Source organism: Flavobacterium sp., assembly GCF_039932285.1.
In the GTDB taxonomy this organism is placed as follows: Bacteria; Bacteroidota; Bacteroidia; order Flavobacteriales; family Flavobacteriaceae; genus Flavobacterium.
Genome location: NZ_JBDTQE010000042.1, coordinates 1 through 24531 on the forward strand (window position 1 = coordinate 1; position 24531 = coordinate 24531).

Genomic DNA, 24531 nt, shown 5'->3' on the forward strand with positions numbered 1-24531 from the left:
AAGTATTGCCAATGAATACAGGTGCAGAAGCAGTAGAAACTGCTTTGAAATTATGTAGAAAATGGGCTTATGAGAAAAAAGGAATTGCTGAAAATGAAGCACAAATTATTGTTTGCGACGGAAATTTTCATGGAAGAACAACTACGATTATTTCGTTCTCTAACGACGAAAATGCACGTAAAAATTTTGGCCCTTACACGTCTGGATTTATTAGTATCGCTTATGATGACTTGACAGCTTTAGAAAATGTATTAAAATCATCAAAAAATATTGCAGGATTTCTAGTAGAACCTATTCAAGGAGAAGCAGGAGTTTATGTCCCTACAGAAAGTTATTTAGCAAAAGCCAAAGCACTTTGCGAAGCACATAATGTTTTATTTATAGCTGACGAAGTACAAACAGGAATTGCTCGTACGGGATCTTTATTAGCAGTATGTGGCAATTGTTCTTGTGAGAATAAATGCGAAAAACAAGCTTCTTATGTGCAACCTGATATTTTAATTTTAGGAAAAGCTTTATCAGGTGGTGCTTATCCAGTTTCGGCGGTATTAGCGAACGATGCGATTATGAATGTTATTAAACCAGGTCAACACGGATCGACCTTTGGTGGAAATCCTATTGCAGGTGCCGTGGCTATGGCGGCATTGGATGTAGTTAATGAAGAACATTTATCTCAAAATGCAAGAAATTTGGGTGAAATATTCAGAAGAGAATTATCTAAATTTATAGAGACCTCGACTATAGCAACTTTAGTTCGTGGAAAAGGATTACTAAACGCAGTTGTGATAAATGATACGGAAGAAAGTGATACCGCTTGGAATATTTGTATGGCTTTGCGTGATAATGGTTTGTTGGCTAAACCAACACACGGAAATATTATTCGTTTTGCGCCACCATTAGTAATGAATGAAGAACAATTGTTAGATTGTGTTTCGATAATTATTAAAACTTTAAAACAATTTGAAAACTAACAATTAATTATACTTATGGAAAACCAAAACAACAACGAAATGCAATTGAATGCCTCAGCATTAGAATTTTTGAAAGAAAGCGCAAAATGGTCTAAATTCTTAGCAATTATGGGTTTTGTAGGAATAGGATTTATGGTATTAGCCGCTATTTTTATGGGAGCTGTTATGTCTATGATTCCGACTGTTGAGTCTGCCGAATTTAATCCTATGTTGGCTATGAAAGGATTTATATCTGTTCTCTATTTAGTTATCGCAGCAATATACTTTTTTCCAATATATTATTTGTACAAATATGCAAACGATACAAAAAACGCAATTCAGAATAATGATAGCGAATTATTATCAACAGGATTGGGATTTCTTAAATCACACCATAAATTTTTAGGAATAACAATGATTGTTGTTTTGTCATTATATGTTTTAATGTTTATTGGAATGATTGCAATGGGACTTTTTGCAGCTTCATCTGCGATGTAAATTACATTTTTATAAAAATATAAAACCCGTCTCGTTATAAAACAAGACGGGTTTTTTTATAATTAAAATTAATAATTATTTGCTTTTTTGTAGTTGTTCCAACATTTCTTTTTGCATTTTCATCATGGCTTCATCACCAATAATTACTTTAGAATATATTGTTGCAATAAGTGTAATAGAACTTAAGACGATACCAATAATTGCTAGAATTCTTCCAGTATTTATATTTTTATAATTAGTATATAATTCAGGACTTTCTGCATATAATGCCATATCTTTTTTAGCCAATATTAAAGCTATAATTCCCAAGGCTATCCCAAAAATACCCCAGCAGCAGCAAGTTAATATCGATAAAATTCCTAAAACTAGCACAGCTGTTCCGTTTGGTAATTGTCTTTTTTCCATAGTTTTTGTTTTTTTAATTTAGTTTGTTAGTTTGTAAATATAAGAAACAATCATAATCACAGCATTAATAATTGCTAATGAAATAATTATTTTGTGGTAATTTCTAGATTTGTCAATAAAGTTTAACCCAAGAATTATAAAAAATAAAATAGTGGTATAAATAGCAGGAAACATATAAAATGCTTCGACAAATTCTCCTTTTAGTATTAGAACAAATGCTCTTTGAGTACCACAACCTAAACAATCTACACCAAAAAGCGTTTTGTTTATACAGGGAATCATAAAGTCTTCGATTTTCATTTTTATGAATTAAAAATTAACCGTGAACAGTTTCTTTTGTTCCATAATTAGAGATAAGTTCTCCTTCAAATTCTAGCCATTCAGCCCAACGTTTGTCGACATTTACTTTTTCTGAATATTTTCTTGCAAAACCTAAAAAAGTAGTATAATGTCCGGCTTCGCTAATCATAAGTTCTCTATAAAAATCGGCTAGTTTCTTGTCTTGAATATTCTGAGAAAGTACCTTAAATCGTTCGCAACTTCTTGCTTCAATCATGGCCGAAAATAGTAATCTATCTACAAATGCATCATTACGGCTTCCGTCTTTTTTAAGAAATTTAAATAATTCGTTTACATAGTGGTCTTTTCTTTCTCTACCAAGTGTTAATCCACGTTCTTTAATAATTTCATGAACCATCTGGAAATGATCTATTTCTTCCTTAGCGATTTTCAATAACTCAGTTACTAATTCTTCATGTTCAGAATTGTAAGTAATTATGGTAATTACATTTGTAGCTGCTTTTTGTTCGCACCAAGCATGATCAGTAAGAATTTCTTCTATGTTCGATTCTACTATAGTTACCCAACGAGGGTCAGTTTTTAATTTTAATCCTAACATAACTTAAAAAATAAGATTGTAAAATTACAGCTTTTAGTTTTGATTTTAACATTGAATAAAATAATTAATAATCGTATTTTGCATAAAATTTTTTAGATTGAAAAATAAAACCCTTTTAATAATAGGTTTGGTTTGGCCAGAACCAAAATCATCAGCAGCAGGAACAAGGATGTTGCAACTTATAAAGTTGTTTAAAGAACAAGGTTTTTCTATTGTTTTTGCATCGGCAGCACAAGAAAGTGATTTTTCGTATGACTTAAAATTTTTTGGAGTTACAACTCAAAAAATTGTTTTAAATTCTAATACTTTTGACGATTTTATAAAAGAATTAAATCCTGAAATTGTATTATTTGACCGATTTGTAATTGAAGAACAGTTTGGCTGGAGAGTTTATGAAAACTGTCCAAATGCAATACGGGTTTTAGACACCGAAGATTTACATTCTTTAAGATTAACTCGTCAAAATGCAGTTAAGAAAAATATAATATTTGATCTTTCTCATTTATTAATTTCCGAAATTGCGAAGCGTGAAATCGCTAGTATTTTGAGATGTGATTTGTCATTAATCATTTCAGAAATTGAAATGCAAATTTTATTACAAACGTTCAAAATAAATCCTAATTTACTATATTATTTGCCTTTGTTTTTTGTTTTAAAAGATCAAAATTTAATATTAAATTTTGAGCAAAAGAAAGATTTTATTTTTATAGGAAATTTTCTTCATGAACCCAATTGGGATGCTGTAAAACAATTGAAAGAAAAAATTTGGCCTGAAATAAGAAAGCAATTGCCAGATGCTATGATGCATATTTATGGTGCTTATCCTTCTCAAAAAGTATTGCAATTGCATAATCCAAAAGAAAATTTCATCATTCATGGTCGTGCCGAAAATGCAAATGAAGTAATTATAAATGCTAAAGTTCTACTTGCTCCAATACGTTTTGGTGCGGGTTTAAAAGGTAAGTTGTTAGAAGCTATGCAATTAGGAACGCCAAGTATTACTACAAATATTGGTGCTGAAGGAATCAATGCAAATTATAATTGGAACGGATTCATAGCTGATGATTTCGGAGAATTTGGATCTAAAGCGGTTTTGTTATATCAAGACGAGACGATTTGGAATCAATCTCAAAAAAATGGGTTTGAAATACTTAAGAATAGATTTGAATCAGATTTATTTGAAAATGCATTTACAGATAAAATAAATTTCATCCAATCTAATTTAGAAATCCATAGAGAACAAAATTTCATGGGAAGTTTGTTATTACATCATACAGCACTAAGCACAAAATATATGTCTCGATGGATTGAAGAAAAAAACAGATCTTAATTTTAAAAAATATATTATCGAATTGTTTACAATTAAAATGAAAAAGTATATTTGTATAAACATTTTTAAAATCATAAATTATGAAATGGATAGGTAGACGTCAAAGCGATAATGTTGAAGACCGAAGAGGTATGTCAGGAGGAGGAAAAGCAATAGTTGGTGGTGGATTTTTAGGAATTGTAATATTATTATTAAATGTTTTTGGAGGTGACCAAGTTCATCAATTTTTGCCAGTATTAGAACAATTAAATCAAAATCAGTCAACTTCGCAACCAGTAGAATCTAGACAGTTAACTGCCGAAGAAGAAAAAACAGGAGCATTTGTAAAAACTATTTTTGCAGATACAGAAGATATTTGGAGTAAAATATTTCAAGAAAATAATATGCAATATCAAGAACCAAAAATGGTTTTATTTACCGATGCTGTAGAAACAGCTTGCGGAAGTGCTACATCAGCATCAGGTCCTTTTTATTGTCCTGGCGATCAAAAAGTATATTTAGATTTTGCTTTTTTTCAGGAACTTCAAACTAAATTTGGAGCAAAAGGTGGTGATTTTGCTGTTGCTTATGTAATAGCTCACGAGGTTGGTCATCATATTCAAACACTGTTAGGTACTTCTGAAAAAGTAAGACAATTGCAACAAGGTAAAAACGAAGTTGAAGCCAATAAATTATCGGTTGCCTTAGAACTTCAAGCCGATTTTTATGCAGGGCTTTGGACAAAATATAACCAACAAAACTTAGATTTAGACGATCTTGATGAAGCAATGAGTGCAGCACAAGCTGTAGGTGACGACGCTATTCAGAGTAGAATGCAAGGTCAAGTAGTTCCGGAATCATTTACGCATGGCACATCAGAACAACGTAAATATTGGTTTATGAAAGGTTATAAAACTGGAGACATTCGTCAAGGAGATACTTTTGCAGAAATGAATTAGATTTTAAATTTCTAATTCATTTCTACATAAATAAAAAAAGCTTTTTATTTGAATATAATTAAAAAAATTATCTAGAATAATTTGGTGATTCTTTTGTAATTGTAACGTTATGCGGATGACTTTCTCTAATTCCGCTAGTTGTAATGCGTACAAATCGTCCTGTTTCTTGCAATGTTTGAATATCCTTAGATCCGCAATAACCCATTCCAGCTCGAAGACCACCTATAAATTGAAGCATACTTTCATTTAACTCTCCTTTGTATGGAACACGTCCTACAATTCCTTCTGGGACTAATTTCTTAACATCATCTTCAACATCTTGAAAGTAACGATCTTTAGAACCATCTTCCATAGCTTCAACAGAACCCATTCCTCTATATGATTTAAACTTTCTTCCTTCAAAAATAATAGTTTCCCCTGGAGACTCTTTTGTTCCTGCAAGAAGTGATCCTAACATGACACAATCTGCTCCGGCAGCAATCGCTTTAGGAATATCTCCTGTATAACGAATTCCACCATCGGCAATGACTGGAACTCCAGTTCCTTTTAATGCTGCAGCTACTTCTAAGACGGCTGAAAATTGGGGAAATCCAACTCCTGCGACAATTCTTGTTGTGCAAATTGAACCAGGGCCGATTCCTACTTTCACACCATCTGCACCATTTTCGACTAGGAATTTTGCAGCTTCTGGAGTAGCAATATTTCCAACAATAACATCTATTTGAGGAAATTTAGCTTTTACTTCTTTTAGAACATTTACGACACCTTGAGTATGTCCGTGAGCTGTGTCTATAATTATGGCATCTACACCAGCATTTACTAAGGCTTCTGCTCTTTGTACTGCATCTCCTGTAACTCCAATTGCTGCTGCAACTCGCAAACGTCCGTAAACATCTTTGTTAGCAATTGGCTTTTGGGTTAGTTTTGTGATATCTCTAAAAGTAATGAGACCAACCAATTTATAATCAGCATTTACAACAGGTAGTTTTTCAATTTTATTTCCTTGTAAAACAACTTCAGCTTGTTCTAATGAAGTTCCTTCAGCAACGGTAATTAAATTTTGGCTAGTCATTACTTCTATAATTGGTCTAGCATTGTTTTTTTCGAAACGCAAATCACGATTGGTAACAATTCCTTTTAGTGTTTTGTTATCATCGACAATTGGAATACCACCAATACCAAATTCTTTCATTGCATTTTTAGCATCTGCAACGGTCGATGTTAGAGGTAATGTAACGGGATCTATTATCATTCCTGACTCGGCACGTTTTACTTTGCGAACTTTAGCAGCTTGTTGCTCGATAGTCATATTTTTATGTAAAACTCCAATTCCACCTTCTTGTGCCATAGCAATTGCCATAGAACTTTCGGTAACTGTATCCATAGCTGCGGATACAATAGGAACATTTAATGTAATATTTCTAGAAAATTTTGTTTTTATACTTACATCGCGAGGAAGTACATTGGAATAATTAGGAACTAATAGTACATCATCGTATGTTAATCCTTCTCCGATAATCTTTGTGTTGTGTGCGATCATTGCAATTTGTAGTTGTAGTTAAATTGCATGCAAATATAGACTTTTTTGTTTAAAATTTAAATGATTTCTAGATTATTCGTTTTAGATAGATTTTTTTTGAAAACTAATGCCCTAGCCCAGATGGGAAACGGCATCCTTTTTCTTGCTTCTTTAGCAAGGAAAAGATAGAGTGTACAGCTGGAAATAGCTCCTTAAAAAATTAATGAAATTCTCCAAATAATCTTGAAGCTACATTGTAAGCACTTTCGAAACTCATGGGACTCGTATTAGTATTTTCCTTTTGAGTAGTAAAATAAGACAGCATTTTTTCAGTTGGCATATTTCCTGTTAAATCGTCTTTTGCCATGGGACAACCTCCAAAACCCTGAATTGCACCATCATAACGACGACAGCCTGCTTTGTAAGCGGCATCTATTTTCTCATGCCACTTTTCTGGAGTGGTATGTAAATGTGCTCCAAATTCGATATTTGGATATTTAGGTATTAAATTTGAGAATAAATAGCTAATTACTTCTGGTGTAGATGTACCAACAGTATCTGAGAGGGAAAGAATTTTTACACCCATATTGGCTAATTTTTCTGTCCATTCTCCAACAATTTCTACATTCCAAGGATCTCCATAAGGATTTCCGAATCCCATAGAAATATAGGTTACCACTTCTTTATTTGTTCTATCGGCGATTTCTAAAATTTCTTGTAGTGTGACGAGACTTTCAGCTATAGTTTTATGTGTATTTCGCATTTGAAAGTTTTCGGATATAGAGAATGGAAAACCTAAATATTTAATTTCTTTATGTATAGAAGCCAATTCGGCACCTTGAGTATTGGCAATAATTGCTAATAACTTACTTGTTGTTTGCGACAAATCGAGCTGTGCTAAAACTTGAGCTGTATCTTGCATTTGTGGAATGGCTTTTGCCGAAACAAAACTACCGAAATCGATAGTATCGAAACCTACTCGTAATAATGATTGTATATATGCTACTTTCCTATCTGTAGGTATAAATGGTTTGATACCCTGCATGGCATCTCTTGGGCATTCGATTATTTTTATTGGTTCCATAGAAAGTCAAAGATAGAAAAACAATTATGAATTTCAAATTTCAATAATTTTAAATTATTACATATTTTGGTAATAATAAATTATATTACGTTATTGTGTAATAATTATATATATTACGTATTTTGGTAATAATAATTGAAAAATAATTTATTTTTAAAATTTTTTTAATTACTTTTGAAATATGATAAGCATAATTACAGGAGATATTGTGAATTCGAGAAAGCTTCCTTCCAAAGTATGGATAGATGGTTTCAAAAAATTATTGAATACTTTTGGCAAAAATCCAACGGAATGGGAGATTTATCGGGGAGATGAATTTCAACTGGAAGTTAAAAATCCAGAGGAAGCATTGCTCGTTGCTTTACAAATAAAAGCTTATTTTAAAACCATGAAACTCGATGTAAGAATGAGTATTGGTTTTGGAGATAAAACATATAAAGCAAAAAAAATATCTGAAAGTAATGGTACAGCATTTTCTCGTTCAGGAGAAGTTTTTGAAAATTTAAAAAAGCAAAAAATAAATTTAGCTGTTAATTCTGGAAATAAAATTTTTGATTTAGAAATGAATTTAATATTGCGTTTGTGTTTGGTTTTTATGGATAATTGGTTATCCCAATCTGCCGAATTTGTACAAGTTGCTATTTTAAATCAAGAACTTTCTCAAGAAGAAATAGGTATTATATTAGGTATTAATCAAGCTGCTGTAAGTAGAAGACGTAAGCGAGCGCAATTTGATTTAATGATAGAAACAGAAGGATATTTTAGACAAAAAATTAAAAATATAAATGTATGATTATTTTTGTAAAACTACTTTTAGCTCATTTGTTTGGCGATTTTTTGCTACAACCAACTTCATGGGTTTTAGAGAAAGAAAGTAAAAAACACAAAAGTATTTATTTATACACCCATACTCTTTTACACGGAGTATTAGCTTGGATTTTAGTTGGAGATATAAGATTTGGTTGGTTTGCATTGCTACTGGCATTATCACATGGGTTTATAGATTTTTTAAAATTATATTTCCAGAAAACCGAAACAAAACGGAATTGGTTTATTGCAGATCAAGTTTTGCATTTGTTAGTTATTGTGTTAATTGCAACCGTTTATAAAAAGTTGACAATAGATTTTGATGCTTTTAATGACACTTTTTGGATAGTTATAACAGGAATTATATTTTTAACCAAACCAACATCAATTCTTATAAGAAATATTATTTCGATTTGGACACCAGAAAGTAAATCTGAGGGTAACAATTCTTTACAAAATGCGGGAAACTATATTGGAATTTTAGAAAGGTTATTTGTTTTTTGCTTTATTATAACAGCTCATTTTGAAGCTATAGGATTTTTATTAGCTGCAAAATCTATTTTTAGATTTGGTGATTTGAAAGAAGCAAAAGACAGAAAACTAACTGAATATGTTCTTATTGGTACGCTTTTAAGTTTCGGAATTGCTTTGTTAGTAGGACTTTTAATTACTAAATTTTATTAACTTATTTTCTCCAATATTTTTTTGTTGATAGCCTTTACTAACTCTGGTCCTTCATAAATAAAACCTGTATAAAGCTGAATTAAAGTAGCTCCTGCTTCTAATTTTTCAATAGCATCATCTGGAGAATGAATTCCGCCAACTCCAATAATTGGAAAGGCTTTATTACTCTTTTCGGAAAGGAAACGAATCACTTCGGTAGAACGGTTTGTTAAGGGTTTTCCTGACAATCCGCCCATTTCTATTTTATTTACCGATTGTAAATCTTCACGTGAAATAGTAGTATTTGTTGCAATTACTCCAGCAATTTTAGTGGTTTTAATAATATCTATAATATCTAATAGTTGCTCATTAGTTAAGTCTGGAGCAATTTTCAGCAGAATAGGTTTTGGTTTTAGCTTATTTAGATTTTTGCTTTGAAGCGTGTTTAACAATTGTGTTAATGGCTCTTTTTCCTGTAGTTCACGAAGATTTGGTGTGTTGGGAGAACTCACGTTTACTACAAAATAATCGACATAATCATATAATACATCAAAACAAATGTCATAATCGGAAGTAGCATTTTCGTTTGGCGTGAGCTTATTTTTACCAATATTCCCACCTATTAGAACGCCATTGTTTTTCTTTAGTCTAGTTACAGCTTGATGAACTCCACCGTTATTAAATCCCATACGGTTTATAATTGCTGAATCTTCTTTTAGTCGAAATAAGCGTTTTTTAGGATTTCCTTCTTGTGCTTTAGGTGTTAAAGTTCCAATTTCTATGAAGCCAAAACCAAAATCTGAAAGCTCCTTATATAATTTAGCATCTTTGTCGAAACCAGCAGCAAGACCTACTGGATTTTTAAATTTTAGCCCAAATACTTCACGCTCTAATCGTTTGTCATTTATTTGGTATAAATATTTTAAAATTGATGTAAACCCTGGGATTTTACATAAATTTCTAATTAATGAGAAAGTAAAATGATGTACTTTTTCTGGGTCAAACCAGAAAAGAATTGGACGAATAAAAGATTTGTACATTGTTGTTGTGTTGTATTTTGCAAAGTTAATAAAAAAAATCCCACTAATTAAAAGTGGGATTTTATGTTATTTTAAACTAGCCAAACTTTGCTCGATTGTAGCAATTTTTGCTAAAGCATCGGCTTCTTTTTTGCATTCCATTTCTAGCACTTTTTCTGGAGCTCCAGCAACAAATTTCTCGTTGGATAGTTTTCCTTGTACTGATTTCAAGAAACCTTTCGTATAATTTAATTCTTCTGTCAATTTAGAAATTTCAGCCTCCACATCGATATTTCCCGTAATTGGAATAAAATATTCGTTCGATTTTACTCGGTACGATAATGCACCTTCTACTTTTTCAGAAACATATTCTAACGATGTAATATTTCCTAATTTGGTCACTACCGAATCAAAATAAGTAGAAGCCTTATCGTTATTTACAATTCTTATTTCGATAGTATCTTTAAACGGAATATTCTTATCTTTTCTGATAGTTCTGATTCCTGAAATCACTTCGATTGTAGTATCAAAATCTGAAATTAGACTTTCGTTAAATGGTTTCATTTCTGGCCAAGTAGAAATTATTAATGCTTCTTCTGGTTTTCTTTCGGCAATGATTTGCCAAATTTCTTCCGTTAAGAAAGGCATGAATGGATGCAACAGTTTTAAGTTTTTTTCCAACATTTCTATTGCTTTTGAAAAAGTTACGCTATCAATAGGTTTTTGATAAGCTGGTTTTATCATCTCTAGAAACCACGAACAGAAATCGTCCCAAACCAATTTGTAAATGGCCATTAAAGCATCGGAAATTCTGTATTTTTCGAAATCATCTTCGATAGCTAATAAAGTTTGTTGTAATTTAGCTTCATACCATTCTATTGCAACTTTTGAAGATTCTGGTTGCGGAATAGTTTCAGAAACTTCCCAACCTTTTATGAGTTTGAAAGCATTCCAGATTTTGTTTGTAAATCCTTTTCCTTGGTTGCACAGTTCTTCGTCGAACATGATATCGTTTCCTGCCGAAGCACTTAACAATAAGCCTACACGAACACCATCGGCACCAAATTTCTCAATTAAACCTAATGGTCCTGGAGAATTACCTAATGATTTAGACATCTTACGACGTTGTTTATCACGAACCAATCCTGTTAAATACACATTCGAAAACGGTTTCTTTCCAGTATATTCGTAACCTGCAATAATCATTCTAGCTACCCAGAAAAATAAAATATCTGGACCAGTAACTAGATCATTTGTTGGATAATAATATTTAAAATCTTCGTTTTCAGGATCAAGAATTCCACCAAAAACAGCCATTGGCCACAACCAAGAAGAGAACCAAGTATCTAGAGCATCGGCATCTTGTGTTAAATCGGAAGTTTGAAGTTGAGCGTTTGAAGTTTTAATTTTGGCTAATTCTAAAGCCTCTTCAATACTTTCCGCTACGACAAAATCTTCTTTTCCGTTACCATAAAAGTAAGCTGGAATTTGTTGTCCCCACCACAATTGACGGGAAATATTCCAATCACGGATATTTTCTAACCAGTGACGATACGTATTATTGAAACGAGAAGGATATAATTTTACTTCTTCCGTTTCTAGAACTGCTTTGATGGCTGGTTTTACTAAATCTTCCATTCGTAAGAACCATTGGTCAGACAAACGAGGCTCGATAACCGCTTTTGTTCTTTCTGATGTTCCTACGTTATTGATGTGATCTTCTATTTTAGAAATGGCACCTAAAGTTTCTAATTCATTTGATATTTCTTCACGAACTACAAAACGATCTTTACCTTGATAATGCAATCCAAAACTGTTTAGCGTAGCATCTTCGTTGAAAATATCGATAATCTCCAGATTGTGTTTTTCGCCTAACGTTTTGTCATTCATATCGTGAGCAGGTGTCACTTTTAGGCAACCTGTTCCGAATTCTAAATCGACATATTCATCTTCGATAATAGGAATTATTCTTCCAGAAATTGGGATAATCGCTTTTTTACCTTTTAGATGTGTATGACGCTCATCATTTGGATTGATACAAATGGCACTATCTCCGAAAATAGTTTCAGGTCTTGTGGTTGCCACAGTTAAGAAGTCTTCACTTCCTTCTATTTTGTATTTGATAAAATATAATTTTCCTTGACGTTCTTCGAAAATTACTTCTTCATCAGAAAGTGTGGTTTTAGCTTCTGGATCCCAGTTTACCATACGATAACCACGGTATATTTGTCCTTTGTTGTATAAATCTACAAATGATTTTATGACAGAGGCTGACATGTCAGGATCCATAGTAAACTTGGTTCTGTCCCAATCGCAAGAGCAACCTAGTTGTTTGAGTTGTTCGAGAATTGTTCCGCCATATTTGTCGGTCCATTCCCACGCGTGTTTAAGGAATTCCTCACGCGTTAAATCATTTTTATTTATTCCTTCGGCTTTTAATTTTGCCACAACTTTTGCTTCGGTTGCAATGGAAGCGTGATCTGTTCCAGGAACCCAACAAGCATTGAATCCTTTCAATCTCGCACGACGAATAAGCACATCTTGTATAGTATTGTTTAGCATGTGTCCCATGTGTAGTACTCCAGTCACGTTGGGTGGAGGTATTACTATAGTATATGGCGTACGATGGTCTGGTTTGGAATGAAAATACTTGTTTTTCATCCAATAGTCATACCATTTTTGTTCAGTTTCTTTGGCGTTGAATTGTGCTGGAATTGTCATTTTCTGATTTTAGATATTAGATTTTAGATATCAGATTTAAAAAATCTTGGTACTTAAAATTTTAAATTTATTTGTTTAGTTGGTTCTTTAGAACGACTGATTTGATTTTTAGCCCTGATGGAAGCGATATCCTTTTTTTCTTTAAAAAAAAAGATTTAGCGAACAGCAGGAATAATGTTGTACAGAAAGCAAAAGTTATGCTCCTAGAAAAGGATAAAAAACTTTGGTATGCTTTTTGTAATTGTATGCAAAAGTAGGTAAACTGATTAAATATAAAAAGAGAGTTAAAATATTTGTATGTTTACTGAAACAAATCTATTTTTACGAATAATTTTTAATTAAATTGAAATGAAAAATTTTTTTACATTTATAGCAATTATTACTTTAAGTTTTGCATCGAAAGCACAAAGTGGTGCTAAAATTGAATTTAAAGATAAAGATAACACTATTGATTATGGTACTGTGTCTAAAAATAGTGACAATGGTATTAGAACTTTTGAATTTACTAATACTGGAGATGCTCCACTTATTATTAAAGATGTAAAATCATCTTGCGGTTGTACAGTTCCTACTAAACCAACGGATCCTATTTTGCCTGGAAAAACAGGAAAAATAGATGTAAAATATAATATGAATCCAGGTCCTATTAGAAAAACTATCACTGTAGAATCGAATGCGATAAATTACGATGGCGGTATGACTCCTTTAAAAATAAAAGGTACAGTTGTTGTTCCTGAAGATGTAAATATGATGGAAAAGAAGAAATCTTTACCTAGTAATTAAAATAATTTTAAAAATAAAATCCGCATATAAATTAAATATTCCGAAAGTAAACTTCATGTTTATTTTCGGAATATTTAATTTTAATAAAAAGCGTATTTTGTTCTAGTATTTCAAATCATTTATTAATTTTACTTACTCGAACTGGTTGCAATTACAAATTTTAAATTGTTTTTTACACCTATTTGTAACACATCGACTAAATCCTGAACTTGTAGATTATAAGGGATTCTAACCACAACTGCTTGGTCTTTAGCACCGCCCATTTTTGTGAGTAATGTAACTTCTAGCTCACTAAACGGAACTTCTTGTTTGTCGAGGTAAAATTTCTTATCCTCAGTAACAGATAATGTTATGAGTTGCTTGTTGGTTTTTTCAGTTGCTTTTGCTTTTGGTAATGTCATTTTAATCACATTAGGATTAGCCAATGTAGAAATGATAAGAAAAAATAGCAACAAAAAGAACATGATATCACTTAGTGACGAGGTTGCTATTTCTGCATGAAATCGTTTATTTCGTTTTATTTGTGGCATTTGGTCTTTGAATTATGTTTACAAATTCTAATACATGGCGTTGTATATTTAGAGAAAAACTATCTATTACACCATTAAACAAGTGGTAAGCAGAGTAGGCGATAATACCTACTAAAAGACCAGATCCAGAGCTAATCATTTTTTCGTATAACCCGCCAGAAATATTTCCAATACTAATATTTTCAGTAATTGAAATGCTATAGAAAATCTTGATCACTCCACCAATAGTTCCAATAAAACCCAATGTAGGCGCAATACCAGCAATAAGGCCTAAATGACCTAAGCGTCTTTCCATTTGTCCAATTTCGATATTGGCTACTTTTTCCATATTCGATTCTATCTCGGCAATAGGTCTTCCTATGGTATAAATTCCTTCTTTGATTACGTTTCCAGAAGCAGTAGTGTCTTTTTCGGCGGTAGCAATAGCCATATCTATATTACCAGAATTAAGATGAATTCTGATATCTTTCATTAAATGAGTATCGTATTTTGTATGTTTTCTTAGGTATATATAACGTTCTACAATGACATAAATCGTATAAAATAATAATAACGAAATAGGAATTAGGAAAAAACCTCCTTTTAGTATAAACTCTAAAACCGAAATTTCGTTCTCTTTTACGACATTTTCAATTACTGCACCAGTTGCTGCTGCTATTGTGTCGTTTGTGGCTTGTAAAAAAAATCCAATCATAAATGTAAAGTGCTATATTTATATTAAAAATTATCTCAATTTTGCATAAAGGTAATTTTCTATAGTATAATAAACTAAAAAACAAGAAAATTATTTTGTTGGTTGTCAAAATTTTTGAATTGAACTGTATTATATGAATTATAAAGAAACTTTAGATTGGTTGTTTTCACAATTGCCCATGTATCAATTAGAAGGAGCAATAGCGTATAAAAAAGATTTGACCAATACAATTTTGCTAGCCAGTCATTTAGGAAACCCAGAAAAGCATATAAAAACAATACATATTGCTGGAACCAACGGAAAAGGATCAACCTCTAGTATGTTGGCTTCAGTTTTGCAAGAAGCCGGTTATAAAGTAGGATTATACACTTCGCCACACTTGAAAGATTTTAGAGAACGAATTAAAATAAATGGAATCGAAATTTCTGAAGATTTTGTTGTAAATTTTGTAGCTAAAAATAAATTTTTTTTTGAAGAAAATGATTTGAGTTTTTTTGAAATGACCGTTGGATTGGCTTTCGATTATTTTGTAAAAGAAAAAATTGATGTTGCCATTATTGAAACAGGAATGGGAGGAAGGCTAGATTCAACTAATATTATTACGCCACTGGTTTCGGTAATTACAAATATAGGTTTAGACCACACCCAGTTTTTAGGAAATACTATCGAGGCTATTGCATTTGAAAAAGCTGGAATTATTAAATCTAATATTCCAGTGGTAATTGGAGAATATACTCATGAATCGAGAGAAGTATTTTTGACTAAAGCCAAAGAGTGTAATTCGGATATTTATTTTGCATCGGATAGTATTTCACAAACCTATTCTTCCGATTTAATTGGAGACTACCAAGAACACAATAAAAAGACCGTATTACAAACGATTTCGATAATTAACAATCAGAATAAATTCAAAATTTCTGATACAGCAATTCAATCTGGTTTATTAAATGTGGTAAAAAACACGGGACTCGAAGGAAGATGGCAACAACTTGGCGAATCTCCAAAAGTCATTTGCGACACAGCACACAATAAAAATGGGCTAGAAATTGTAATGAATCAAATTCAAAAAGAGAAATTTGATACCCTGCATATTGTTTTAGGTCTAGTAAACGACAAAGATCTAAATGAAATCTTACCACTTTTCCCAAAAAATGCTATTTATTATTTTTGCAAACCCAATATTCCTCGCGGTTTAGATGGTTCAATTTTAAAAAAAATAGCAGCCGAATTTCAATTAAAAGGTAAAGTATACAATTCTGTTTCAGAAGCTTACAAAAAAGCATTGCAAAACGCATCAAAATCGGACTTCCTTTATCTTGGCGGAAGTACTTTTGTTGTTTCAGAAATTTTATAGTTTTTTCTGTTTTTTGCTTGCAAATGTAAAAAAGTAGTGTATCTTTGCACACGCAATGACACAAAAAATTGCAATCCGAAAGGGCGATTAGCTCAGCTGGTTCAGAGCACCTCGTTTACACCGAGGGGGTCGGGGGTTCGAACCCCTCATCGCCCACAAAAACTGCCTCTTTGCAGTTAGTTATAAAGGTTTTAGTCAACATTTAGTCAACGAGAGTTGTAAAATGAAGATTAAAACCTTTTTTTATTTTCTATAAAATGCCGTATGCGTTTAAAAAAGCAAAATATTCAGAAGATTATAGAGTTTAGGCGAAATTTAATTATTAATCAATAAATGTAGTTTTTAATTTAAATTCTAACTGTAAATTCTTCTTTTTTTATTTTGAAAAGTTAAGTAAAAAGAAAATATTATCTTTTACTCTTTCACAATTTGCTTTGTAACCGTTCCTTCATCAGATTGAATTTTAAATAAATAGATACCACTTTCAAGATCAGAAATTACAATTTTATTTGATGATTGATTTAGATTTATTTTTTTTAAGAATCTTCCATTTACATCATAAATTGTAACAAATGTGTTAGTTAAATTTTCAAAATTTACAGTAATAATATTTGATACTGGATTTGGATACATTTTTAGTTTTGATGACAATTCAAATTCGTTTCTAGCTAGAGGTAAAATTGCAATGGAATTGGTAATAGAATTTGTAACACCAGAAGCTCCACAAGACCAATTGGCATGATTCATAAAACGTGACTTCCAAGTAGGTATATCAGCAGGAGTTGTTAAACCTGTATATTGTACTTGTGTTTGTCTACATGGGTCAATCATTGCTAGAGCATTAACACCATCTGTTAAGGCATTTTGGCTGCCATTACCATTAGGTAAGTTAGTGGTAATTGCAAAACCGCCTATAAAAGAACCATCAGATGTCCAGCCATTAGGGCTTAGAATGGTGGGTGATGCATTGGTAATAAGATTGTTAAACCCTGTAATAAAATACGGGTTTGACGAATTTCCTTGATAGATGAATAAATTTTCTCCATTAGGATGGACTACATCAGTTGATGTCATTTGAGACACAACAATGGATTGAATAAGTGGAGTAATTCCGACAGTTGTTAAACTAGCCGTTCCAGAACCTAATAAATTTAAATCTAAAACAGTGCCTGAAACTAGACTTATAGTAGTAGTCCAAGTGATGGTTCCTTCAAATGAATAAGCTAAACTATTAGGTTCCCATGTGCTTGACGCACTACTTAACCAAGCAATATCTGTATATTTTATTACTGTTCCTGCTGAAATATCTTTTAGTAAAACCACTCTAAAAGTATTTGCTCCCAAATCACACCCAATAATCATCATATCTCCTGCGATAAGTGTAGTTTGAGCAACGGAAGTATTGCATTTAAAAATACATACAACAGTAAGTAAAATTAATTTAAAATAGCTTTTTTTCATATTTATATTATTAAATAACAAATATAAATGTTTTATTTAGTTCTCTAATTTATAAAGATTAGTTTCTTCATTGAGTTCTTTGCAGTTAAACTTATGAGGTGTTTAGTAATAGCTTCCGAACCCAGTCGCTCCGCCATGGTTTCTCCAAATGGTAAATTTAAGAAAAATTATCTCAATACACATTTACATCAAAAAAAGTAGTATATTTTATAACTGTTTCTTTGGTGTCATTAAACTCATATTGAGCAGTTGCTCGGATTCTATTTATTCCTTTTTTAGTCAAAACTTCTTGAACATCAATATATATAGGCTGTCTTTTTTTAATTATTCTTTTAACTTTTGAATTATCAACTGATAAATTTTCGATTTTAAAACTACGCTTTGTATAGGGTATATTAGCAACTATATACTTGTATTTTAATGTGTCTCCAACTTTCAGATGCTGATTAATTTTGGTTTTAAATTCTTCAGCATACTTGATTTTATATTGATACCTCTCAATTACGCAATTTCCTTTGTAATTTTTTGGGTTTCCTTGTTCGTCAAATTTTATAAAAAAAGCCAAGTTTTCCAATTCATCAAACATTGAATACCGCTCTACTTTACCGTTTCTATAATAATAAACAATATCGATATCTAATTGATTATTGTCCCTATTGTTGATACTTTTAATATTACCATTGTCATAATAGAAAGTTGTCTTACCTACTATTTCCCCTTTTTTATAAGTACCCGAACTTATTTTTATTCCGTCATAATTATAGACCGTGGAATTACCCTCTAAAATAGTGTCTTTTTCTTCATTAATAATATATTCAGAATATGCTACTTGTTTGTCTTCAGGAAAATCGGTTTTCACTAGATTAACTTTTTCATCTTTTTTACAAGAATAAAATACGGTTATCAGTAATAAAAATAAGGTTAGGTACTTTATGTTTTTATCTAGCATCTTTCTCGTTAAATTTATATGGAGACTTGTAATAACTTGCTCCTTTTTGTTCCGCCATGGTTTCTCCAAAAGGTAAAGTTTTTCAAATTTTGAAACTACTATCATTTTTTATCTTACATTCACGTCAAAAGAAACAGTGTCGTTTTTTACAGGCGTAACTTTATCATTAAATGTATATCGTGTTATAGCTTTTATTCTGTTAAGTCCTTTTTTGGTTAAAACTTCTTCAACTATTATGCGTGTTGGTGCTTTTTTAGTAATAGTTCTTTTTGAATTATCAATCGCTTCACTTTCTATTTTAAAGGTTCTTTTTGCGTAAGGGATATTGGCTAATATATAATCATATTTTATAACATCACCCACTTTTAATGTATCCTTTAAAGTAAACGCCTTTTGTTTTCCATTATCGAGCTTGCATTGATTCAATGGTAATAACGCATAACCGTCATACTTTTTTACTACTTTTTCATCGAACTTAATAAAAAATGTTGTTTTTCCTACATCATCACATAGAATATATTTATTAATTAAACCACTTTTATCATAATAAGTACATTCTAAATTAACTTTACTGTTTTTTCGATAGAATATAGATTCTATTTTTCCATCATTAAAATAATAAAAACATTTACCATAAGGTTCATCATTTAAGAACTGCCCCTCAGAAATTTTAATTCCTTTTTCATTATATCTTACAAACTTTCCGTTTAGAATAGTATCATTATTCCTGATAACATATTCACTTACCCCTATTAACTGTCCTTTAGAATTATACTCATTTGAAGTATATACTTTTTCTTTCTTAAAGAAAAAAACAGATATTAGTATTGCAAAGATAGCAACAAATAGAAGGGATAAGGCGATTTTATATTTATTAGTCATTTTTCTTTTTTTGTTCGACATCATATTTAGAGTTTCTAACTTGAATGTTATTATTTGAGTTATTTGAATCGAAACGAGTAAAAATATACTCGGATTGATTTGTTTTCTCTGCTTTACTATTTGCTTTCTTACTTACTTCCTTAATAACTTCTTTTGTTCCTTCCACAATTTTCTGACCTGCTTCATATAATTCAGTAGGGGATGTGGCTAACTCTATTTTATTTCCGAGATTGGAGCTAGGCAGATTTGGACTTGGAGAAGCATCAATTAAACCAGTCATATCCGTGGTTTTTCCATCTTGTTTTCCATCTGTTTTTTCCCCTCCAGTGCCATCTTTTATTGTCATGGAGTCCCCAATATTGTTATGCCTTGTCTCGTTTTTTTCTTTTTTATAAGTATTATTCTTATTTAAAACATCAGCTGTTTTTTGTAAAACCTTGTTATATAATTTGACAATAGGAGCACTTGCAATCTCTCTTGAATTTCTTCTGCAATCTCTTTCAAATTTATTGCACATATTGTTGAAAGAAGTTTTTATACTTTTCCAACTTGGCAAATCTGGCCATCTTCCGTCTGGGTCAGTTAGGTTTAACGGGTTTTGATTACAATAGATATATGGGCTTATTTCTGGTCCTTGTTCAGCCAACGGATCAACACTTAACCAAATACTACTCTTTGGGTCATAATACCTAGCACCATAATAGTACAGTCCTGTTTCTTCATCTAACTCTTTCCCGTTAAATTTAAATGGAGACTTGTAATAACTTGCTCCTTTTTGTTCCGCCATGGTTTCTCCAAATGGTAAATTTAAGAAAAATTGGTATGCATTTCCATTAGCATCTGTTAAAAATGTACTTGTACCTAAATGATCAGGATGGTAAAAATACATTGGAGGAGGAGTCGCTGCAGCTGCAGCTTTGCTTTCATCGTCTTCACTCATCGTTTTTAAGACTACATCATAACTTATAGGCTCAAATTTTTTAAATATTGCTTTGCCTAGTTTTGCTTTGTCTAAGCGTTGTTGAAGATCTTCTATTTGTGTTTGTCTAATAGTCTTTTCATCATTCGTTCCTGTATCTTCTTTGCATGTAGGACAAGGAGTACTGTCAGAAGAATTAAAAATAGAAATAGCACTTTCTCCTATACGACTTACAATACGTTGGGATCCTGCATAATAATGTTTGCTATATACACCATTTGGGTCTATAACGATATAAGGACTTGCATAAGTAGTATAACCTGTAAAAGTTACTGTAGATGGCGTTACTGGTGTTCCGTTTTGATATACAGTTGCTATATTAGTTTTTGCTTTAAGTACGCGCTCTCCTGATCCATCATATATGTAATGCTGCATGGTGCTTTGGTCTTGTACTATACGCATACGATTTGATTCGTCCCATAAAAACTGTCTTGTTCCATCTATAGTACTCGTCTTTTTAGTAAGATTTCCATTTAAATCATATTCATAGTCATCTTCTGCTTGTGTTGTAGCATTTATTATTGATTTTACTTTATGAGTGCCTCCAAAATAACCGTAATTATTTTCATAAGTATTAGGTTGATAAACAACATTATTCTTAACATGTGTTTGCTGTTTTTTTGCAATACCATGTGTATTATTGTATTGCATATTTAATGTATAATTAGCAGCGTAGTCAATACTAGGTTTTTTTCCTGTAAATTTTCCTTCTGCACCTACTAAACGATTTAAATTATCATATACAAAATTATGATTGTAAGTACCACCCATTGCGTTAGCGACTGGCAATGCACTATTTACAATACTAGTAACATTTCCAACCTTATCATAATCATACTTATTATTAAATAAATCTTGAGAAGCAGCTGTTTTTACATTCAAATTATTTAACCTTCGTAAACTAGGGGTGTAATTATAGAAAGTTTCCGTTTTGTTCCCATACTTCAAATAGGTACGTTGTTCGTAATGATCATAGTCTATACGTTCTATATATTTGTATTCCTGATTGTTTACAGTACCTGCCATTTGATTTAAATTACCACCTAAATCATAGACATAATTTACAGTTTCATTGTCTGGATATTTTAAACTTATTATCCTGTTCCAGCTATCGTATTCATAAATGGTTTTGAAACTTCGAGTAGGAATATTTGGTCCAACAATAACACGATCATTTTGTATCATTTCGCCCATAACGCCATATTTAAATTTTTGATAACCTGTGGCATCATATTCTTCTATTAGTCTTCCAGTATCATTCCCTGCTCCTGAGGCTCCATATACATAACGAACATTACTAATATTATTTCCTGAGGCAGTAACAGGATAATTCACTTTTGATAATCGGTTAAAATCGTATTCATATTTCACAAAACGATCATTAATTGGAATAGATTGATCATTTGCTAAATTAGCCGTTTGTAACTTTAGCATGTTACTGGCATTATCATACTCATATATAGTTTTGCCATTGTCAGGATGTTTAATCTCTTTTTTTCTACCTAGCATGTCATATTTATAACTAGTAGCAATATTTTCTGCATCGGTATAATCTAGCAATTCACCTATGGCATTGTAATTAAATTTTGTCCAAATATCACCATTAGGTCCTATATTTTTAGCAGAAATGACTCTTCCATTAGTATCCTTATATGACTCTGTAATTACTTGTTGACTAGCGTTTTGTTGTACTACTGATTTTGTTTTTATTGCCAAAGTACTGGATACATCGTTATCAATAGTATATTCCATAGTACTAATATTACCTTCAGGATCAATCGATTTTATTGGACGATCTAAGGCATCATACTCAGATGTTGATTTATAAACAATTGCATATTCATTTAAAACAAAATTGTTTGCCGTGGTTTTAGCTTCGTAATAAGGATGGTATTGATTTATAGCTCTTCCAAATTCATCATAAAAAACTTTTCCAGATAATGACATGGCTTCAATAAATTTTGGAGATACAGTAGTGCCCGTATTAATTGATATGTCTTTTTTAATTTGAATAGGTCTCCCTAAACCATCTATAAAAGTATAGGTTTCAATATCATTAGTAGGGTGCTGTAAATCGTAATGTTTAGTTAAAGCAACAGGAACAAAATTTGTTGCTGTAACTCCTGAAATCCCACTAGCATTTATAAATCTTGGATAATATTGAAATTTAAGGGTGTATGGTTTGTTCGCTGCAATTTCTTTAGGTCCTCTTACTATTGTAGTTCTACCAAACGAATCGTATTGGTATTGCATTTTATTCCCTGTTAAATCTGTTGTTTCTATTACTTTATCAAATCGGGCGTCATAAATAGCACTCGAAGAATAACCAAAAGCATCATTGATTTGTACAACATACTTATTGTTTTCGGTATCATACGTATAATTGTAAGTCATACTATTACCCACATAATTTGGTGGATATATAATGTTTCTCAAATTACCATAGGTGTCATAATCTAAATTGGTAACTGCATTATTTGTAGCATCAATTTTTGCATTTACTTGAGTTATATTTCCATTAGTGGTATTTACAAGAGTTGATCGTTCTCTTACTACATTAGTACCTACATAAACTTTAATGCTTTTAGGGATAGTAATGATGTTTTTATTGGTCAAACTCGGATCATTATGATAAGTTATTTGTGAAGAATAATCATCATTCGGATTGGTTATATTACCTGAATCAATATAAGTTATAACCCGTCCTTTGTCATCATAGATCATAGAAACTCCAGTAGTTAATAAAGGTGTTGGTGCTAATTCATATAAATAATTTTCCGTTTTTGTTAAAACTACAGCAGCAGAACGACGTCCTTCAGAACCCCCTACATCATAATTACTAGGTAAATTAGAGCTTGGCAATAATTTGTTATTTGTTATGTCAAGTGCCTTAATTTCATAATTATTAACTGTTCTAGAATATATTTTAGTTTCATCATCTCCTTTGGTTACATAGGCTTCTTTTAATAAACCATTAAGAAAATAACTGTTATTATGATACTTGGAAATAGAAGTTCTGTAAACCGTAGTTGGTTTATTATTCTCATCTAAATTATATTCGACAACTTTTACTGTTTCGTAGCCATAAAAATCACGTTCTCTACGATCATATTTTCCATCTTCATAAACAAACTCTTTTTTATAAACATCTCTTCCATCATTTACTTTGTTATAACCATCTTCTATAACCAATCCAGTCATTGCCCATTTAGGATTTGGATTGTTATAGTCAATTTTTTGAACTTTATAATCTACTGTAAATTTCCCTCCTAATGGATTAGTCACAGATTTAAGCATATCAGTTCTTCTTATTCTTGACGAATATACTTTGACAGTACTTGGATCAACTTCTTCCATTAAATCAGGGTATCCGTCTCCATCAAAATCTGTAATTGATTTATAAGTTCTATTTGTAGAAGTTGAAAGTGGTGTTCCGTTTACATTAATTGCTGGTATTTTAAAAGGAATTCCGAAGATTCTCCAAATTAAAGCAAATGAAGCACCTACATTTATTGATGCTCCTATTGAAGCCGATTCCCTTTTCAAATTATAGTTTGAAGCCCAATTCCCAAAGTCCACAAAGTGGTTTCCAGCATTTAGACGAACACCAATAGAATTGTCAGCACTCACTAGATCCATTAATCCATCACCGTTTATATCAATCATAGTATTATTTGTACTATTCCAACTAGTGGTTAACGACAATCCCGCCTCAAGACTCCCTTGCCATTTGTTTACACCCAATCCTCCTGAAATACCTGATGATTTACTAAAAAATAAAGGCAAATTAATAACAGAATAACTACTATTTACACCTGTACCATTATTTAAAGATACTTGTGCATTATTATTAGAGTCAATTGTAATTAAGTCTGACAAACCATCTCCATTAATATCAGACCATGTGCGTTTTGCTATACTATTTCCATTTGTGAAATTTGCTGATATACCACCACCTGAATTACCTCTAAACCCGTCAAATCTAACAAACCCAGAACCTTCTCCGTTTGTGTCTCCACCATCATCTCCACTTTTTCCAAAACTACCTGAAGCCCCAAAACCACTAC

General features: G+C 31.6%; 21 protein-coding genes and 1 tRNA gene. 9 read left to right on the plus strand and 13 right to left on the minus strand.

The features are described from left to right. Both rocD and ABI549_RS08870 read left to right on the plus strand, forming a co-directional pair. On the plus strand, positions 1 to 971 hold a 971-nt coding region (gene rocD / locus ABI549_RS08865), incomplete at its 5' end, for an ornithine--oxo-acid transaminase (protein WP_348076100.1). 15 nt (positions 972 to 986) lie between these two features. Beyond that, on the plus strand, positions 987 to 1448 hold the full coding sequence (locus ABI549_RS08870; RefSeq protein WP_348076101.1) for a DUF5362 family protein: 462 nt from the start codon (positions 987 to 989) through the stop codon (positions 1446 to 1448). A gap of 75 nt (positions 1449 to 1523) precedes the next feature. Here ABI549_RS08870 and ABI549_RS08875 read toward each other — a convergent pair whose 3' ends face one another. The 3 genes from ABI549_RS08875 to ABI549_RS08885 are packed head-to-tail and all read right to left on the minus strand — an operon-like array spanning position 1524 to position 2751. Continuing rightward, entirely contained in the window at positions 1524 to 1853 is a 330-nt protein-coding gene (locus tag ABI549_RS08875) for a CCC motif membrane protein (RefSeq protein WP_348076102.1), read from the minus strand. A gap of 18 nt (positions 1854 to 1871) precedes the next feature. After that, complete coding sequence (locus ABI549_RS08880) at positions 1872 to 2153, minus strand: DUF2752 domain-containing protein (RefSeq protein WP_348076103.1); 282 nt, start codon at positions 2151 to 2153, stop codon at positions 1872 to 1874. Positions 2154 to 2169: 16 nt separating this feature from the next. Next, positions 2170 to 2751: a tRNA-(ms[2]io[6]A)-hydroxylase gene (locus ABI549_RS08885; RefSeq protein ID WP_348076104.1), complete on the minus strand. Its 582-nt coding sequence runs from the start codon at positions 2749 to 2751 to the stop codon at positions 2170 to 2172. A gap of 97 nt (positions 2752 to 2848) precedes the next feature. On the opposite strand from ABI549_RS08885, the gene ABI549_RS08890 reads away from it, so the two are divergent. Continuing rightward, positions 2849 to 4081 carry a glycosyltransferase gene (locus ABI549_RS08890; protein WP_348076105.1) on the plus strand — a complete coding sequence of 411 codons (1233 nt, stop codon included), beginning with the start codon at positions 2849 to 2851 and terminating at the stop codon, positions 4079 to 4081. Positions 4082 to 4161: 80 nt separating this feature from the next. Next, on the plus strand, positions 4162 to 5019 hold the full coding sequence (locus ABI549_RS08895) for a neutral zinc metallopeptidase (RefSeq protein WP_348076106.1): 858 nt from the start codon (positions 4162 to 4164) through the stop codon (positions 5017 to 5019). A gap of 67 nt (positions 5020 to 5086) precedes the next feature. Here ABI549_RS08895 and guaB read toward each other — a convergent pair whose 3' ends face one another. Together guaB and ABI549_RS08905 are read right to left on the minus strand one after the other, a co-directional pair. After that, positions 5087 to 6559, minus strand: coding sequence for an IMP dehydrogenase (guaB, locus tag ABI549_RS08900; RefSeq protein ID WP_348076107.1), 1473 nt, complete (start codon positions 6557 to 6559; stop codon positions 5087 to 5089). 199 nt (positions 6560 to 6758) lie between these two features. Then, positions 6759 to 7622, minus strand: a complete 864-nt coding sequence (locus ABI549_RS08905; RefSeq protein WP_348076108.1) for a hydroxymethylglutaryl-CoA lyase — start codon at positions 7620 to 7622, stop codon at positions 6759 to 6761. 181 nt (positions 7623 to 7803) lie between these two features. On the opposite strand from ABI549_RS08905, the gene ABI549_RS08910 reads away from it, so the two are divergent. Together ABI549_RS08910 and ABI549_RS08915 are read left to right on the plus strand one after the other, a co-directional pair. Next, positions 7804 to 8415 carry a SatD family protein gene (locus tag ABI549_RS08910; protein ID WP_348076109.1) on the plus strand — a complete coding sequence of 204 codons (612 nt, stop codon included), beginning with the start codon at positions 7804 to 7806 and terminating at the stop codon, positions 8413 to 8415. Then, positions 8412 to 9113: a DUF3307 domain-containing protein gene (locus tag ABI549_RS08915; protein WP_348076110.1), complete on the plus strand. Its 702-nt coding sequence runs from the start codon at positions 8412 to 8414 to the stop codon at positions 9111 to 9113. Before ABI549_RS08910 ends, ABI549_RS08915 begins: the two co-directional genes overlap by 4 nt. On the opposite strand, the gene ABI549_RS08920 is transcribed toward ABI549_RS08915, so the two are convergent. Together ABI549_RS08920 and ABI549_RS08925 are read right to left on the minus strand one after the other, a co-directional pair. Further along, positions 9110 to 10132: a quinone-dependent dihydroorotate dehydrogenase gene (locus ABI549_RS08920; RefSeq protein WP_348076111.1), complete on the minus strand. Its 1023-nt coding sequence runs from the start codon at positions 10130 to 10132 to the stop codon at positions 9110 to 9112. The genes ABI549_RS08915 and ABI549_RS08920 overlap by 4 nt on opposite strands. Positions 10133 to 10198: 66 nt before the next feature. Then, the gene (locus tag ABI549_RS08925; protein WP_348076112.1) at positions 10199 to 12832 is read right to left on the minus strand and encodes a valine--tRNA ligase; all 2634 of its coding nucleotides are present in this window, start codon (positions 12830 to 12832) and stop codon (positions 10199 to 10201) included. A gap of 348 nt (positions 12833 to 13180) precedes the next feature. Here ABI549_RS08925 and ABI549_RS08930 point away from each other — a divergent pair, with 348 nt between their 5' ends. Next, complete coding sequence (locus ABI549_RS08930) at positions 13181 to 13615, plus strand: DUF1573 domain-containing protein (protein ID WP_348076113.1); 435 nt, start codon at positions 13181 to 13183, stop codon at positions 13613 to 13615. Between the two features lie 128 nt (positions 13616 to 13743). On the opposite strand, the gene ABI549_RS08935 is transcribed toward ABI549_RS08930, so the two are convergent. Together ABI549_RS08935 and ABI549_RS08940 are read right to left on the minus strand one after the other, a co-directional pair. Beyond that, positions 13744 to 14145 carry a biopolymer transporter ExbD gene (locus ABI549_RS08935; protein ID WP_348076114.1) on the minus strand — a complete coding sequence of 134 codons (402 nt, stop codon included), beginning with the start codon at positions 14143 to 14145 and terminating at the stop codon, positions 13744 to 13746. Continuing rightward, positions 14123 to 14839, minus strand: coding sequence for a MotA/TolQ/ExbB proton channel family protein (locus ABI549_RS08940; RefSeq protein WP_348076115.1), 717 nt, complete (start codon positions 14837 to 14839; stop codon positions 14123 to 14125). Before ABI549_RS08940 ends, ABI549_RS08935 begins: the two co-directional genes overlap by 23 nt. Before the next feature lie 133 nt (positions 14840 to 14972). Here ABI549_RS08940 and ABI549_RS08945 point away from each other — a divergent pair, with 133 nt between their 5' ends. Both ABI549_RS08945 and ABI549_RS08950 read left to right on the plus strand, forming a co-directional pair. Further along, the gene (locus ABI549_RS08945; protein ID WP_348076116.1) at positions 14973 to 16193 is read left to right on the plus strand and encodes a folylpolyglutamate synthase/dihydrofolate synthase family protein; all 1221 of its coding nucleotides are present in this window, start codon (positions 14973 to 14975) and stop codon (positions 16191 to 16193) included. 81 nt (positions 16194 to 16274) lie between these two features. Further along, positions 16275 to 16349, plus strand: a tRNA-Val gene (locus tag ABI549_RS08950). A gap of 258 nt (positions 16350 to 16607) precedes the next feature. On the opposite strand, the gene ABI549_RS08955 is transcribed toward ABI549_RS08950, so the two are convergent. The 4 genes from ABI549_RS08955 to ABI549_RS08970 form a co-directional block, all read right to left on the minus strand. Next, the gene (locus ABI549_RS08955) at positions 16608 to 17654 is read right to left on the minus strand and encodes a T9SS type A sorting domain-containing protein (protein WP_348076117.1); all 1047 of its coding nucleotides are present in this window, start codon (positions 17652 to 17654) and stop codon (positions 16608 to 16610) included. Between the two features lie 172 nt (positions 17655 to 17826). Beyond that, positions 17827 to 18513: a hypothetical protein gene (locus ABI549_RS08960; RefSeq protein WP_348076118.1), complete on the minus strand. Its 687-nt coding sequence runs from the start codon at positions 18511 to 18513 to the stop codon at positions 17827 to 17829. Positions 18514 to 18711: 198 nt separating this feature from the next. Further along, entirely contained in the window at positions 18712 to 19485 is a 774-nt protein-coding gene (locus ABI549_RS08965; RefSeq protein ID WP_348076119.1) for a hypothetical protein, read from the minus strand. Continuing rightward, positions 19478 to 24531 (minus strand): RHS repeat-associated core domain-containing protein (locus ABI549_RS08970; protein ID WP_348076120.1); only part of this gene is annotated, 5054 nt, incomplete at its 5' end. The genes ABI549_RS08970 and ABI549_RS08965, both read right to left, overlap by 8 nt.

Coding starts and splice junctions, on each gene's coding strand:
- ABI549_RS08930 (WP_348076113.1), top strand. CDS start 13,181: ATGAAAAATTTTTTTACATTTATAGCAATTATTACTTTAAGTTTTGCA.
- ABI549_RS08910 (WP_348076109.1), top strand. CDS start 7,804: ATGATAAGCATAATTACAGGAGATATTGTGAATTCGAGAAAGCTTCCT.
- ABI549_RS08920 (WP_348076111.1), bottom strand. CDS start 10,132: ATGTACAAATCTTTTATTCGTCCAATTCTTTTCTGGTTTGACCCAGAA.
- ABI549_RS08935 (WP_348076114.1), bottom strand. CDS start 14,145: ATGCCACAAATAAAACGAAATAAACGATTTCATGCAGAAATAGCAACC.
- guaB (WP_348076107.1), bottom strand. CDS start 6,559: ATGATCGCACACAACACAAAGATTATCGGAGAAGGATTAACATACGAT.
- ABI549_RS08965 (WP_348076119.1), bottom strand. CDS start 19,485: ATGACTAATAAATATAAAATCGCCTTATCCCTTCTATTTGTTGCTATC.
- ABI549_RS08940 (WP_348076115.1), bottom strand. CDS start 14,839: ATGATTGGATTTTTTTTACAAGCCACAAACGACACAATAGCAGCAGCA.
- ABI549_RS08925 (WP_348076112.1), bottom strand. CDS start 12,832: ATGACAATTCCAGCACAATTCAACGCCAAAGAAACTGAACAAAAATGG.
- ABI549_RS08885 (WP_348076104.1), bottom strand. CDS start 2,751: ATGTTAGGATTAAAATTAAAAACTGACCCTCGTTGGGTAACTATAGTA.
- ABI549_RS08945 (WP_348076116.1), top strand. CDS start 14,973: ATGAATTATAAAGAAACTTTAGATTGGTTGTTTTCACAATTGCCCATG.
- ABI549_RS08915 (WP_348076110.1), top strand. CDS start 8,412: ATGATTATTTTTGTAAAACTACTTTTAGCTCATTTGTTTGGCGATTTT.
- ABI549_RS08905 (WP_348076108.1), bottom strand. CDS start 7,622: ATGGAACCAATAAAAATAATCGAATGCCCAAGAGATGCCATGCAGGGT.
- ABI549_RS08880 (WP_348076103.1), bottom strand. CDS start 2,153: ATGAAAATCGAAGACTTTATGATTCCCTGTATAAACAAAACGCTTTTT.
- ABI549_RS08875 (WP_348076102.1), bottom strand. CDS start 1,853: ATGGAAAAAAGACAATTACCAAACGGAACAGCTGTGCTAGTTTTAGGA.
- ABI549_RS08870 (WP_348076101.1), top strand. CDS start 987: ATGGAAAACCAAAACAACAACGAAATGCAATTGAATGCCTCAGCATTA.
- ABI549_RS08955 (WP_348076117.1), bottom strand. CDS start 17,654: ATGAAAAAAAGCTATTTTAAATTAATTTTACTTACTGTTGTATGTATT.
- ABI549_RS08895 (WP_348076106.1), top strand. CDS start 4,162: ATGAAATGGATAGGTAGACGTCAAAGCGATAATGTTGAAGACCGAAGA.